Raw genomic sequence first — 14,394 nt, 5'->3', positions numbered from 1 at the left:
ATAAAAATTCTTATAAAAGCAGGCTCTATGAATGAATCAGTGCTTCCTTAGGGGCCTTACAGCTCCCTACGAATCCGGTTCCCTTGCCACCTCAAGGGGAAACGGGAAATATAGAGGAGATTTCTAATTGTCGGCTGACTGGTCGCAGGCAGCATTCTGCGGTGAGATTTCTCGGCTCCGTTTCACTGGCTCCACAAAAATGTGATTTATGCCGGCACGTACCACCGCTCGAAATGACGGGGCAGCCAAGGAGTCACAAAAGCAAGTTTCCTAACGTCTTACCGCCCCGCAGCGGCTCCTGCATGACTTACTAACATTATATTCTTTTACCTGCTTTTTTCAAAGTTGTGATAAAATAAAAGCACATACTTGCAGGAAAGAGGGATATTTTGGGAAAACAACTGCTGCTGGTCAATGACCTTCCCGGCTACGGGGAGGTGGCCCTTTCGGCTATGATGCCGGTTTTGACACACATGGGCCACCATGTGTATAATCTCCCTACGGCCCTTGTTTCCAACACGCTGGACTATGGCCGCTTCGAGATTCTGGATACCACGGAGTACATGAGAAACACCATGGGGGTGTGGCGGTCTCTGGGCTTTACCTTTGACGCCATTTCTACCGGATTTATGGTATCGCCTACCCAGGCGTCCATGATTGCCAATTACTGCAGCCGGGAGCGGGAGAAGGGGACGAAGATTTTTGTGGATCCCATTATGGGGGACGAAGGCCATCTGTATAACGGGCTCACCGAAAGGACGGTGGAAGGCATGAGGAAACTGGTTTCCCACGCAGACTACATGGTGCCCAATTACACGGAAGCGGCTCTCATTGCAGGGGCGCCTTTCAAGGAAGACGGCCTTTCCTGGGTGGCTATGAAAAGCCTTCTGGGAAAGCTGCACCGGCTGGGAAAGGGCTCCGTAGTCATTACCAGTGCCAAGGTGGACGGCAACGATGCGGTGGCCGGATTTGACAGCGGACGGGGCGAATTTTTCCTTCGTACCTTTGACATGATACCGGTTCGTTTCCCCGGTACCGGCGATATATTCTCCGCCATTTTCATGGGAAATGTGATGGACGGCGTATCGATGATGGATTCTGTAGACCGGGCCATGATGGCGGTCCGTCAGATGATTGTATTAAGCAGGAACAGCAGGGATTCCTTCAAAGGCATTCCTGTGGAGTCCTGTCTGGAGGTGCTTGATTCATGCCGAGAAGACCGAAAATAAAGATTACCTGTATCGACAGGCTGGGGAAATGCCCCTGCCACCGGGGACACAGACCCGGTGACTCCTGGGACTTTGACAAAGACCGGGGACAGATCTGCCCCATGGTGATGCATGTGGCATTTCCCTATATAGACATCCTCCGCTACGGCGGGGAGATTCCCCAGCCGGGACAGGAAAAGGGCAGTGCCATTTTCTGCTGTCCCGATGTGGAAACGATTAATGTATTCAAAATCGAAAGAATAGACCATAAAGAAGGGTGAAATCTATGGAACAGATGCAGTTTATCCGGAAGCTTCCGGAACCGATGGAAATCAAACAGGAAATCCCGCTGAGAGCAGAATTTCAGAAACTGAAGGAAAAAAGAGACCAGGAAATCGCTGACATTATGACCGGGAAGGACGATCGTTTCCTCCTGATTATCGGCCCCTGCTCGGCTGACAATGAGCCTGCGGTGCTGGACTACTGCAGCCGCCTTGCCAAAGTGGCGGAAGAAGTAAAAGACCGCCTCTTCATCGTGCCCCGCGTATACACCAACAAACCTAGAACCATCGGCAAAGGCTACAAAGGCATGCTTCACCAGCCGGATCCGGAGGGCAAGGAAAACATGATGGAAGGCATCAAGGCCATCCGCCGCATGCATGTCCATGTCATTGAAGAAACGGGCTTCACCTGTGCTGAAGAAATCCTCTATCCGGAAAATCATCGATACCTGTCGGATCTTCTCTCCTACGGCGCCATCGGCGCCCGTTCCGTAGAAGACCAGCTCCACCGCATGATTGCCAGCGGCGCCGGCATTCCTGTAGGCATGAAGAACCCCACCTCCGGTGACCTGTCGGTCATGATGAACTCCATCGAAGCGGCACAGAGCGAGCAGGATTTCCTCTTCCACGGCTGGGAAGTACATACCACCGGCAACCCACTGGCCCATGCCATCCTCCGGGGCTACGTGAACCACTTCGGCACCAGCATGCCGAACTACCACTATGAAAACCTTCGGAAAGTGGCGGACATGTACGGCGAAAGAAATCTGAAGAATCCTGCCATCGTAGTGGACTGCAACCACAATAATTCCGGCAAGAAATACATGGAACAGATCCGCATTGCCAAAGACGTCATGGCCAGCCGGAAATACGCCGACGATATCCGTCATATGGTGAAAGGTCTCATGATTGAAAGCTACATTGAAGACGGAAACCAGAAAATCGGAGACGGGGTGTATGGGAAATCCATTACCGACCCCTGCCTGGGCTGGGACAAGAGCCGCAGCCTGATCCTCTCCCTGGCAGAACAGGTATAATTTCCGGAGGGATACCATGAAATACATACAAAAGGCGGCCCTGGCGGCAGCCCTGCTGCTTTTCCTGCCCGCCGCCTATCCGGCCCATGGAGCATCGGATACCCTGGAGGCCGCAGAAAAAGCGGTGGAAAAGGGAAAGATTTCAGACAAAGACATGGATACCCTGCTTGACCAGATAAAAGACGGATGGCAGAGCGGCGGAAAGGACAGCCATTTCGACTGGAAAGCCATGGGTGATGTGGTTCTGGGAGAAATCCTAAAATCCGACGATGCGGCCAAAAATAAAAAGCTCCAAAAGATTCTGGATATCCTGACCGGCGGGAAAGAGAAGAAAGAAGAGCCCAAAGCCGAAGAAAAGGGAGCGGACAGGACACTGGAGGCTGAAGTCAGGCCCAATGATGCCATCCGTGAGGCGGTGATTTCCTATTTCAAAATCCCGAAAAGGGACTGGAAAAATACTCGTTACTCCTATAACTTCATGGACCTGGACCACGACGGCCATATGGAAGCCCTGGTGCTGGTAGAAGGCTCCTATACCAGCGGCACCGGCGGCGATACCCTCCTTATCCTGAAAGAAAAAGAGGAGGGCTGGGAGCCGGACCAGTCCATCTCCGTCATCCACGCCCCCATCCTCGTGGCGTCACCGGGGGAACTGAACCTTCTGTCTGACAGGAACGTCCTCATCTTCAAACGAAGCGGCGGCGGAGCCAAAGAAGCCTACGTGGCCCTTACCAGTAAAGACGGGAAATACATTACCGCAGGGGAAGCGGAAGAAATCAAAAACCAGGAAATCCACGGCACACTCCTTCTCCTGCAGAAAGAGAAACCGCCTGCCCTGGATGAAAAAGAGATAAAAGCAGAATAAAAGGGGCTGTGAAAAAATGATTTACATTTTTTCACAGCTCCTTTTGTATACATAAATTTTCACGGAAATTAGCCAAATGACAGTCTGCTTCCTGTCTCTACGTCATTTCGAGCGATACTGCATGTAGTTATGGATGATCATGCCTTTTGTTCTATTGAGGCTCTGAGCCCGCAATCTCCCGCCGCAATGAGGTCTATACTATCGTGGAATGAGATTTCTCCACTTCGCTTCCGACCGTCGAAATGACAGTGAGATGGAATGGCATCGGTGTCATTTCTATATTTTTTCAAAGCCCCTTTTTATATGGGGAGAAGATCGGGATAAATGACCGCTGGCCGTCATAGAAAGGGTTGATTACGGGATTTTCCGCCTCCCACCGATTGCCCTTCCCTTTCTCCCGGGATGACAGTTTCCGGCGGGAAGGGCAGAGTGTAACGCCTTTGCGTTCTATGGGAGAGGGCCGCGGAGTGGCGATGGGGAGAAGCCAAAAGGATAGGTTATGCGGCTCAAGATTTCTGGGCAGCGATCGGTTCTTTTATGACGTTCTTCGATTTAATAAAAATATAATTATCTTATTTATTGGAGGTAATTTATTTAACTTTGGCTATCCACTTTAGTACAAGGATTGAAAACTATCCCGGCTGTTAAGAAATCATTATAGAAAATAGTTAGATTTTACAGGGCTTTCTTTCCCATGAGTATGACAAGAAATGAAATCATATTTTTGGATATTTGTAACTAAGTTTTAAAACAAAGATATATCTAAGTATGCCGAATGGTAATCATGAGGCTTGCATATGTGCTTTACATCAACTATAATACTCGATAAAGTTCGAAGAAAGATGAACTGGAATGAAGAAAATCGATAAAGCTCGAATAAAACCCATTTATCTTAGTAAATAAATAAATAGGAATCTATTAAGTTTCAGCGTCCGGTTTCTTGAAATAGCTGTAAATTACATAGTATAATACATATATAATGATGCATGAGAGTTATATTATATGCAATATATTATATATACCTATCGTAATTACATGAAATGAAAATCCAATTCCCTTCCTTTACCTGCAAATTAATCATTTGTAAAATTAATAAAAAGGGACACTATCATCATGAACAAGAAGAAAGAGAGAATGATCCTTGCATTGGCCCTGCTGGCTGCAGCGCCGGTTGTATCACAGGCAGAGACGCCGGCTATTACTGATTCCACCCGTACGGCCCTGGAGTCAGGCCGAAGCCAGGCGGAAACCATGATGAGGCGGAATGAATGGAGTGACCGCCAGCGTCTTTCTTCTGCAAAGGGAAGTGAGGAAGCCAGGGTAGAAAACAGGACGGTGGAAACGCCTTCCCTGAACCTGCCTGATACGGAGACTGTGAAGGTCAAAGATTTCGTCATTGAGGGACAGGACATTTTCCCCGAAGAAACCCTGCAGGCGCTTATGGCGGATCAGAAGGGAAAGGAACTTTCCTTCCAGGATATCCAGGCGGGGGCGGACAGGATTACCCGGTATTTCCGCAAAAAGGGATACATTGTGGCTAAAACCTATATCCCGCCTCAGGATGTGACCGATGGCATCATTCATTACAAAGTGGAAGTGGGACGGTTCGATACCCCTTCCATTACGAATAAGACGAAAATCAGGGACAGTGCTATTGAGAAGCAGGCTCAGGCAGTAAAGGAAGGGGAGTATGTGACCCGTGACAAGCTGGAAAGAGCGGTGTGGCTGGTGTCCGACATGGCCGGCGCCGATGCCCGTGTAGCTTTGAGTCAGGGCAGTCAGCCGGGCACGGTGAAACTGGACATGACGGTGGAGCCCTATATCGGAAAGCACGGCCTCATTTCCGCAGACAACTACGGCAGCCGGGCCATGGGCTACAATGAATACTCTCTGGACTATGATTTCTGGAATCCCGCCAGAAACGGGGACCACCTTATGGCATCCATTTCCACCACCGGCCGTCATATGTTCAACTGGGGCACCAACTACATCATGCCCCTTGCCAAGGACGGCCTGAAGCTCACCGTAGGATACAACGTATTCAACTACGACATGGGCGACGAATGGGCCATGTATAAAGGCGTAGGCACCTCCCGGGTCACTTCTCTGGGACTGGACTATGCCATCCGGAGAAGCCGGCGCCATAACCTGTATACCGGCCTCCGCTTCGAACACAGTGAAATCAAGGACGAATACAGAGCCTATGATGCCACCTACGGCGACAAGACAGGAAACGCCCTGGTACTCTCCCTCTACGGCGATGACCAGGATACGGCGGGCATGACAGACTGGCGTCTGGACTGGAAACTGGGCCATATCAACAACCGGGCCTTCCATTCCGATAACATCTATGCCCGCTGGATGGCCGGCGACCCCGACACCAACGGCGATTATTCCAAGATTCGCGGACGCATCGAAAGACACCAGAATATCAACGAAAGATCCTACCTCCTCCTCTCCGCTTATGGACAGTACGCCTTCACCCCTCTGGACTCGTCGGAACACTTCTCCCTGGGCGGCCCTTACGGCGTGAAAGCCTATCCCACCAGTGAAGGCTCCGGCGACAGCGGATACATCACAAGAGCAGAACTGCGCTGGCTCATCCCGGTAGAAGCCCACGACCAGCAGCTCCAACTCGCCTTCTACGCAGAACACGGCGGCGTGTGGATCGATAGAAACGGAGGAGACTCCGGTACGAAGAACCATAGAAACCTCCAGGGCGCAGGCGTAGGCATCATCTGGCAGCGCTGGCAGGACTGGTTCATCCGCGCCGACTACGCATGGAAACTGGGCGCCGAAGACCCCACATCCGACACCAGCCACAACAACGGCCGCTTCTGGATCCGCGGCGGATTCTATTTCTAAAGGACAGGGAAGCGAAGCTTCCCTGAAGGTTCAGAGGGTCCAAAAGGTTCACAGGGTTCAGAGGGTGGTGGTAGGCGGCTGCGCCGCCAGTTTGTATAAAACCATACAACCGCCCTGGCGGGCGAAGGCAAAACATGCAAACCGCCCTGGGGGCATTGGAAATGCACCCCTATCCCCGCCTGCGGCGGAACTTCCCCCGGAGGGGGAAGTTCTAGCGACACTATGCCTTGAGATACTTATGAAATGATTGCTTCTCGGCGTGTTATAGTCCCACCGCATAGCGGGGGGAAGGTGGTGCCGTAGGCACCAAAGGGGGAAAAGCCGCTGCAGGCGGCTAATCTCCGAAATGCGGTTCATAACGTATGAGATAAAAGTTAAGCATAGAGCAAACCTCCCCCTCCGGGGGAGGTGCCGTAGACAGAAGGGGTGCATTTCCACGGGCGAAGCCCGGTTGTTTGGTTTTTTCCGCCGTCAGGCGGCTATAAACTGCGGCGACAGCCGTTTCCACAACCCTCAGCCCTGAAAGGGCTGTCAAACCTAAGAACCCTCCGGCCAAAGGCCGGTCAATATTAAGAACCCCCAGCGCTAAAGGCGCTGTCAAATACATTCAAAATCAATTCATCACATAAGGAGAATACGAAAATGCACAAATATGGACATTGGAAAAAGACATTGGCTCTGCTGGTGATGTCTGCCCTTTCTCTGGGTGCATCTACGGTGGAGGCCATGCCGGAAGGAGGCGTTGTCCGTTCCGGATCCGCTTCCGTTACCCAGAATGGCAAGGAAATGACCATTCGCCAAGACTCCGGCCGCATGGCCATGGACTGGACGGGCTTCAGCGTAGGAAAAGCCGAAACCGTCCGTTTCCAGCAGCCCGGAAAAGACGCCCTGGCCCTGAACCGGGTCACCGGCAATCAGCAGTCTGTCATTGACGGCAGCCTTCTTTCTAATGGCCACGTGCTCCTGGTGAACCCCAACGGCGTGGTTATCGGTAAAAACGCCTCCATCGACGTAGGGGGCCTGGTGGCTTCCACTGCCCATGTGAAGGATAATTTCATGAAAGAATTCGGAAACAGCACCGGTGCTTTTCATCTGGGCGGCGTTTCTGATGGAAAAATCATTAACGAAGGAACCATCCAGGCCGAAGGGGGCCTGGTGGCTCTCCATGCAGCCAAAGTAGAAAACAGCGGCACCATCACAAATACCGGCGGCTCCGCAGTCCTGGCAGCAGCTGACACCCTTACTTTGACTCCTGACGCCGACGGCAAACTGAACTTCACCGTAGACGGCAAAACCGCAGAAGCCTCCGCTCTCAACAAAGGCACCATCACCGCCGACGGCGGCACCATCGTCATGACCGCCGACAGCGCTTCCGACGTGATGAGCACCGTGGTCAATAACTCCGGCACCCTCCAGGCCAGAACCCTCCGCAAAAACGAAAAAGGCCAGATCCTTCTAGAAGGCGGCGATAAAGGCCAGGTCGAAGTGAGCGGCATCCTTGACGCCTCCGGCACAGAAAACGGCCAGGACGCAGGAAATATCAAAGTCATGGGCAGGAAAACCATCGTCCACGACGGCACAAACCTGCTGGCTCGCGGTAATGTGGACGGCGGCAAGATCGAGACCTCCGGCGACGTGCTGAATTTGGGAGATGGGCTGAATATTGATGCCAAGGGCGTCAATGGCAAAGCCGGCGAATGGTTGCTGGACCCGCTGGCTGTATATATCAATGATGATGATCCTACGGTTGGTTTAGCTTCTGGAACAGATAAAAAAGTTTTGGGTAAATCAGATATCACTGCTGATACAAAGGTACTTTACAATGATCCTAATAAGGATGGCAGTAATGGCGCCAATGCCGATTCGGCATGCGTAGGGATAACCTGGATCAAAGGAAGCTTTGTCAATGAAATGTTGACCAATGGTACTGATGTAAAGATTCAGGCGGCTTCTACAAATGGCGCTGCCAGTATCATTCTGAATTCTGAAATCAATCCCACGGTTGGCGGCAGTAAGAAAGAAGCAACATTCACCTTAGAAGTCAATAGAAATATTGAAGTTCATAAGGAAATTAAAGCTAATAGCGATGGTGGGAAACTGAATGTTATTCTGAATGCTAACACAAATAATGATGGAATCGGTGCAGTAATTATTGATGCAGACATAGAAACTAACGGCGGCTACTTCATCTCAGCCAGTGGTGGCAAAGGAGAAAAGGGTGTGAGACTGGAATCTAGTGGCTCTAATGGATTTATAACCGGAAACTTAACCGGTGAAGCAGATCATGATGCCGGCACAGTCGGAACACACTTTGGAAATACGAACACTTCTGGGGAATCCGGTGAAAAAGGTGATCGAAGGATTATTACCAATGGCGGTGCGGTTACGCTGAATGGTGAAGTGTCAATTGGACTGAACGGCGGTTCTTTGATCATTGATACAACCGCAAAAACCGCAAAGGATGGTAAGAGTGATGGCGAGGTTACAGTAACTGGTATTGTAAATTCTGGCAATGCTTATACCCTGTATACGGAGAACAGTGATAAACTTAATAAATTATTTGAGTCCTTGGCGAGCATTACGGATGAAAACGATCCATTATACAAATATACGCCTCAGTACTATCTTTCAAAGGGATTGGTTCCCGCCTACCATTTTGAAGGGGTAAACTATGTGAGAGAAATGGGATCCGATGGTAAACCCAAAATGGTAAATGGGCAGTATGTGTATGTAAAAGATAAAGATGGAAACTATAAATATACCAAAGATGCGTACACCTTTGGAGAAGATGAAAAGCATTATGCTTTTCATGAATTAAAGCCGGGTGATACGGCATCGGCGGGATGGACTTATACTGATACTGATTCAGCCATTAATACGCAGAATGTACAGTGGTATGTTTTTAGTAAAGCCGGAACGGGATACAGAGCATTTATTATGACAGAAGGTGCGGTGTCTTTCCAGCAGTATCTTTATTTTTTACAGAAGTCTCAAAAACAGTTTTCAACTAACTATTCTAAGGGAACTGATCCAGATAAATACACAGATGCTGAAAAAAATTGCTATTATCAAAGAGTTGATGATTAACAACTGGTTTGTTGCAGAAAAACTGGCGCAGGGAGAGACAAAAGGCGGCGCAGAAGTAGGTGACACCTATCTGGCAACTCTGACTACACGACTGGAAAACTCCCTGAATGCACCGGACTATCAAATGCCTTTATACATTGGTGGACGTGGCTCTGGTATTCGTGATAAAAACAATGATTTAAAGAATAACCCGTATCAGAATATGCCTGTAGATCCGACTCATCAGTCCGGCTTTTACTGGGTTACCGGTCCGGAAGGTCGGGGCGATGGGACTTTGTTCTATGATATGAGGGATTCAAAATTTCAGGCATCTACAGTAGATGGAAAAAAATCAGATACTAAAGGCAAAGAGGTATACGGTTATACAAACTGGTCCAGCTATGAAAATGCGAAAGAGACAGCCATCTTCTGGCAGCCGGATAACAGTTCTCCATTCCTGACGGTAGGATATGGAAGAACAAGTCTCTGGGATGATGCGGCAATAGATGGCGCTATTACCGTGGGCTTTATTCAGGAAAAGAATCTTGCCAATTCCAGCCTGAAAATCAATTCTGGCACTGGCGAAGTCAAACTGCAGGGAGATATTGGTAAATCCAAGGCCCTGGACACAGTAAGCATCGAAAGTAACAATGAAGTGACAGTAGGAACTGATAATAATAATGTTACCGATTACTATCATGGTACTATCTATGTCGACCATGGACTGTATATCTCCGGAAATGGTGTCAAAGTAGGCGGAGAAATCCATTCCGGCGAAAGCGAAGAAACGGATACTTCTACCACGCTGGAAGATACATACAAGGATAACGTGACCATTCTCTCTTCCGGCGATATTGAAGTTCATGGCATTACGTCCAATACCTATAATGCTGCCAATAAAGACGGTACAACGACTACCCGCGGCGGCAAGATCAGCCTGACCTCCACCGGGGATAAAGGTAAGATTACCCTGGGCGCCGGCGTGGATTACGACGGCAATGCCACAGAAGGCACCCTGGCTGCGGCCAGCGCTGAACAAGGCGCTGTGGTCGTCGATGCCCAGGGCAGCCAGGGCTCTCTGGTGAATAACACCACCGGTACAAATGCCATCACCACCGGCAAAGATGGCACTTGGCAGGTCTATGTAGCTTCTCCCAGTGATAATGACACCAAGCTGGGGAGCAATCTGGATAGTAAAACCAATGCACAGTGGTCTTCGGAATCAACTAGGAAATCTACCACTGATGAATCTGACAAGAATGCAGCTGGTCATAATATCGGCACCTATACTGATACCAGCAGCAACAAGTTCATCTTCCAGGTGACGCCTGTGATTACTGTTTCTGCCGGAAACTATGAGAAAACATATGGTGATACATTAGCTGATAATACGTGGAAGAAAGTGAATGTCAGTGCAGCCTATACGGCATCAGATGGAGTAACTCCTGTGGATGTAAGTGAGTTTAGTACTAACTTTCAGGAAGATTATGTCAATTATATTGAGAACGGCTCTACAAAAGGTCTTTCTAATGTGATAAGGTCTACCAATGGCGCTAAAGCAATAGCAACCCGTACCAAAGGTGATGAAGTGAAAGCAGATGGAACATATAAGACGGCTAATGATAACCAAAGGGCATTCTACAACATCAATGTCGATTATGCCGCTGGTACTACAGGAGCAAATGGTTATGCTCTTGGCAAAAAGAACGGTGAGATTGAAATTACCAAGAGAAAAGCCAGCATAACCGTAACAGGAAATCAGGTATATGGAGATAAATCGATTAGCTGGACAGATCCAACAAATCCAAAGGATAATAATATTGCCGATAGGAGTAAAGTCACGTATGATACTTCCGTCAAGTCCGGCAGTGCATATACGAATAACCAGAAAGATCGGAATACAGCTGACCATGGAACGTACAAGGACTCTGTTTCCTTTGATAATCTGAAAATCATCGATGCAGAAGGACATGATGTTGATATAGCTGCGAACTACGATTTGACTACCACCGGTACCATTGACGTAGCTAAGGCTAAACTCAATATTAATATTGATGATACTAGTGCTACCTATGGCTCTTCTGAATGGACACCATATACGTATAAGTTAGATAAGCTTGTTAATGGTGATACTTCTGCGTCTATTACAGTGGGAGATTGGCAGAACGGAGGCATTAGAACTGACTCCACTGACAAAGATGTAAAGACACAGGGCGTTGGTGGCTCATATCAGCTGACAGGTAAATTTGAATTGACTGGTGACACAGCTAAGAACTATGAAATTGGTACAGTGAATCCGGGCAAAGCTATAGTTAATCCCAAAGATATTTATATCTACGCCGAAGGCAATGGCTCCACTCTGGGCGATGTGACCTGGACCAAAATCACTAGAGATGATTTGGTCAATGGCGACAGCTGGGATAAAGGACTATTTGCTTTCAGAGTTGAACCGGGAGACCTCATTTCCTATGCTGACAAGATCTTTGGCATTAAGGGATATGTGAACGGCCAGCTTGTTTCCGACGTTACCCAGCTTGGCAACTACATCTACCATCCTGCCGGTCGTGTCCAGCTCACCTTCAACCCCATTGTGAAGCCTGATGTATGGGCCCACAGCGGCGGTTACCGCCCGCGGAACAAGATCGAAACATCTCTTCCTGTCTTCCGCGTGGAAGATGCAAAGGTAGGCCAGTATGGCACCTATGGCGTGGAACACAATGAAGAGGGAGACAAACTCGTTCTCTCTGCCACCGGCATGAGACTGCCGGAACCGGACCAGGTGCCTGATGAAGAAAGAACCTTCACCACCACCCTTTCCACAGAAACAGGAAGCGGTACCTTCAAACTGGTATACAACGGCGTTTCCCTCAAAGTCTATCCGCAGGACAAGGAAGCAGAAGAAACAGTCCGCGCAGGCGATAAGACCAAAAACGTGTCCCTTTCTGAAAAAGCTCTCTATGTGGGCTACACAGAAATGGGTCTGGATCTCATCGACCTCAAAGGCGTGTACATCTACTTCAACTGATTAGCCTGAAACGATGGCAATCAAAACCTCCTCTCTTTTTCAAGGGAGGAGGTTTTGATGTGAGGAAAGGGGCCTTTGAACACGCCCTGTCGGGCGTGAGGGTTCAAGCGCCTTTCGGCGCCCGGGTTCAAAAGGTTCAGAGGGTTCAGAGGGTGGAGGTGGGCGCCTCTAAATTATTGAAGGCGCCAAGTTTGTATAAAACCTTCACAACCGCCCTGCGGGCGAGGAAATGCATTCTCCCCCTTTGGTGCCTTACGGCACCACCTTTCCCCCGCAGTTCGGTGGGGCGGCAAAAGGAAAGCGCCTTAATGGGCAGGCTAGGCGCCTTACTTCGCCCCACTTGGAGGTCCTATGCAGGACCTCCACAGGGGACTATAAAGCCCCGCTATGCTGTGAGCTGCTTATGAAAGGATTGCTTTTCAGAGCTTTATTCTTCCCCCGCTTGCGGGGGAAGTCCGGCACAGCCGGATAGGGGGGTATCTGCCAAAGGCAGATAATTCAGCAGAATGGTTATTTTGCCCTATGACACAGAAAAGCAAATCCCGTAACGCTGACTTTATAAGCATTGCCGCAGAGCGGCAATCCGCCACCTTCAGCGCCGCAGGCGCTGTCACCCCCTGAGCGAAGCGACGCAACCCTTCTACACAACCCGCGGCGTCAGCCGCGCCCCTTTTTTTATAATCTGCGGCGGAGCCGCTACCACCACCCTCTGAACCTTTTGAACCTTCTGAACCCTATGAACCCTCGCGCCAAAGGCGCGTCCTTGACCCTTTCTCCTGCAGGAGAAGGGACTCTCTATTTCTCTATTTCATAGGGCCAGTCCAGGATGCCGCCCATGTCTCTTACGTCGGCATAGCCCAGTTCGACCAGTTTCATGGCTGCTTTTTTGCTGCGGACGCCGGAGCGGCAGTAGACGATGAGGGGCTTTTTCTTGTCCGGAAGTTTGTCTTTGATGGTTTCGTCGATGGTGCCCAGCGGGATGAGGCGGGCGCCGGGGATGTGGCCCTGCTGGTATTCGGCCGGTTCTCTTACGTCGATGAGGGTGATTTCTTCTTTCTTCATCATTTCATAGCCTGCCTGGGGCGTGATTTTGTGGTAGGCGTCGGAGGCAGAGGGGGCACAGCCGCCCAGGAAGACGATGGGGATGAGGAGCGCGAAGCATAGGAAGATGGCGTGGTGCATGGTATTTCCTCCTTTGGAAAAAATGATTTTATGAATGATGGCCGAAGGAGAAGAAGTTTTTCACCTTCTGCCAGAATGACTGTATTTTTGAAATTTTCACCGGTGCCTTGGGCGCCCGGGCCATGCCGGCCTGGCGGACGAGCTGCATGTTCCGGTGGGCTGTGCGGGTGACGATGCGGGGCGGCGGGGTAAAGTTTTTTTCTGCCGTTTTCGCTTCATTTTTCATGGAAGGCAGAGCGGCATGGGCGGCGCGGATGGTACGTTTCTGGTGGCTCCGGTCTACCACTTTAAAGGTGATGCCGTTCTTTTCCTGACGGGGCAGGGGAGCGGGCGCTTTTTCCGGCTTATCGCCTACAATCTGTCCTGTTTTCAGGTCGAATTTTGCAAAGCCTGCTTTGGCGCTGAAGGGATTTTCGTCGAAGTCGCGGAGGTGGGAAGGGTTCTGTTCCATCTGCACGATGGCAGGGGAGGCTGTTTTTCCTTCTGCCTTTTCTTTCCGCGCTTCTTCCCGTTTCAGCTGGTTCACTAGCCGGTTCTTGGCCCGGCTGTCAAAGGCTGGTTCTTCGGCAGCCCAGAAACCGGACTGCTGAATATTTCTTTTGTCCAAATCATAGGAAATCCGGGCGCCGCAGCGGGTGCACCGCACGGTGCCTTTCCGCTTTTTCACGTCCAGGTCAAATAAAGTCAGCTTCTGCCCGCAGGCGTGGCAGATGAGGGTAAATGCCATAGGTTAAGACCTCCTTATGTATTAAGTATAATGGGGAGAAAGGGAATGGTAAAGGGGCAGAGGGCCGCCAATGGCGGCCCGGGTTCAAAAGGTGGTGGAGGGCGACTTATGGCACGGTCGGGATCGGGACCGGCGCGG

9 protein-coding genes are annotated in these 14,394 nt (G+C 50.1%); 7 read left to right on the top strand and 2 right to left on the bottom strand.

Annotation, left to right across the window (positions count from 1 at the left end; translation table 11 throughout):
• Positions 1–389: 389 nt before the first annotated feature.
• The 7 genes from B2Y11_RS00065 to B2Y11_RS00035 all read left to right on the top strand — a co-directional run bounded on the left by B2Y11_RS00065 (position 390) and on the right by B2Y11_RS00035 (position 12,347).
• Positions 390–1,229 carry a PfkB family carbohydrate kinase gene (locus B2Y11_RS00065; protein ID WP_291054441.1) on the top strand — a complete coding sequence of 280 codons (840 nt, stop codon included), beginning with the start codon at positions 390–392 and terminating at the stop codon, positions 1,227–1,229.
• The gene (locus B2Y11_RS00060) at positions 1,208–1,489 is read left to right on the top strand and encodes a TIGR04076 family protein (RefSeq protein WP_291054438.1); all 282 of its coding nucleotides are present in this window, start codon (positions 1,208–1,210) and stop codon (positions 1,487–1,489) included. The genes B2Y11_RS00065 and B2Y11_RS00060 overlap by 22 nt, the downstream gene beginning before the upstream one ends.
• Before the next feature lie 5 nt (positions 1,490–1,494).
• The gene (locus B2Y11_RS00055; protein WP_291054435.1) at positions 1,495–2,526 is read left to right on the top strand and encodes a 3-deoxy-7-phosphoheptulonate synthase; all 1,032 of its coding nucleotides are present in this window, start codon (positions 1,495–1,497) and stop codon (positions 2,524–2,526) included.
• 16 nt (positions 2,527–2,542) lie between these two features.
• Positions 2,543–3,391, top strand: a complete 849-nt coding sequence (locus B2Y11_RS00050) for a hypothetical protein (protein ID WP_291054432.1) — start codon at positions 2,543–2,545, stop codon at positions 3,389–3,391.
• 1,134 nt (positions 3,392–4,525) lie between these two features.
• Positions 4,526–6,256 (top strand): ShlB/FhaC/HecB family hemolysin secretion/activation protein, encoded by a 1,731-nt coding sequence (locus B2Y11_RS00045; protein WP_291054430.1) that lies wholly within the window; start codon positions 4,526–4,528, stop codon positions 6,254–6,256.
• A gap of 642 nt (positions 6,257–6,898) precedes the next feature.
• Positions 6,899–9,343 carry a filamentous hemagglutinin N-terminal domain-containing protein gene (locus B2Y11_RS00040; protein WP_291054427.1) on the top strand — a complete coding sequence of 815 codons (2,445 nt, stop codon included), beginning with the start codon at positions 6,899–6,901 and terminating at the stop codon, positions 9,341–9,343.
• Complete coding sequence (locus tag B2Y11_RS00035) at positions 9,303–12,347, top strand: hypothetical protein (protein WP_291054424.1); 3,045 nt, start codon at positions 9,303–9,305, stop codon at positions 12,345–12,347. The genes B2Y11_RS00040 and B2Y11_RS00035 overlap by 41 nt, the downstream gene beginning before the upstream one ends.
• Before the next feature lie 795 nt (positions 12,348–13,142).
• Here the strand turns inward: B2Y11_RS00035 and B2Y11_RS00030 are convergent.
• Together B2Y11_RS00030 and B2Y11_RS00025 are read right to left on the bottom strand one after the other, a co-directional pair.
• Complete coding sequence (locus B2Y11_RS00030) at positions 13,143–13,529, bottom strand: rhodanese-like domain-containing protein (protein ID WP_291054421.1); 387 nt, start codon at positions 13,527–13,529, stop codon at positions 13,143–13,145.
• A 28-nt stretch (positions 13,530–13,557) separates the two neighbouring features.
• Positions 13,558–14,256 carry a hypothetical protein gene (locus tag B2Y11_RS00025; protein ID WP_291054418.1) on the bottom strand — a complete coding sequence of 233 codons (699 nt, stop codon included), beginning with the start codon at positions 14,254–14,256 and terminating at the stop codon, positions 13,558–13,560.
• Positions 14,257–14,394 lie beyond the last annotated feature (138 nt).

This window comes from Dialister sp. UBA1703, assembly GCA_002320515.1.
Classification (GTDB): Bacteria; Bacillota; Negativicutes; order Veillonellales; family Dialisteraceae; genus Dialister.
The sequence above is the reverse complement of the archived record's forward strand: the minus strand, read 5'-3'. Positions and strand labels throughout refer to the sequence as shown.

What these genes read in the sequence shown, in the direction of transcription:
- B2Y11_RS00060 (WP_291054438.1), top strand. Translation starts at nt 1,208, where the DNA reads ATGCCGAGAAGACCGAAAATAAAGATTACCTGTATCGACAGGCTGGGG.
- B2Y11_RS00055 (WP_291054435.1), top strand. Translation starts at nt 1,495, where the DNA reads ATGGAACAGATGCAGTTTATCCGGAAGCTTCCGGAACCGATGGAAATC.
- B2Y11_RS00050 (WP_291054432.1), top strand. Translation starts at nt 2,543, where the DNA reads ATGAAATACATACAAAAGGCGGCCCTGGCGGCAGCCCTGCTGCTTTTC.
- B2Y11_RS00045 (WP_291054430.1), top strand. Translation starts at nt 4,526, where the DNA reads ATGATCCTTGCATTGGCCCTGCTGGCTGCAGCGCCGGTTGTATCACAG.
- B2Y11_RS00040 (WP_291054427.1), top strand. Translation starts at nt 6,899, where the DNA reads ATGCACAAATATGGACATTGGAAAAAGACATTGGCTCTGCTGGTGATG.
- B2Y11_RS00035 (WP_291054424.1), top strand. Translation starts at nt 9,303, where the DNA reads ATGCTGAAAAAAATTGCTATTATCAAAGAGTTGATGATTAACAACTGG.
- B2Y11_RS00030 (WP_291054421.1), bottom strand. Translation starts at nt 13,529, where the DNA reads ATGCACCACGCCATCTTCCTATGCTTCGCGCTCCTCATCCCCATCGTC.
- B2Y11_RS00025 (WP_291054418.1), bottom strand. Translation starts at nt 14,256, where the DNA reads ATGGCATTTACCCTCATCTGCCACGCCTGCGGGCAGAAGCTGACTTTA.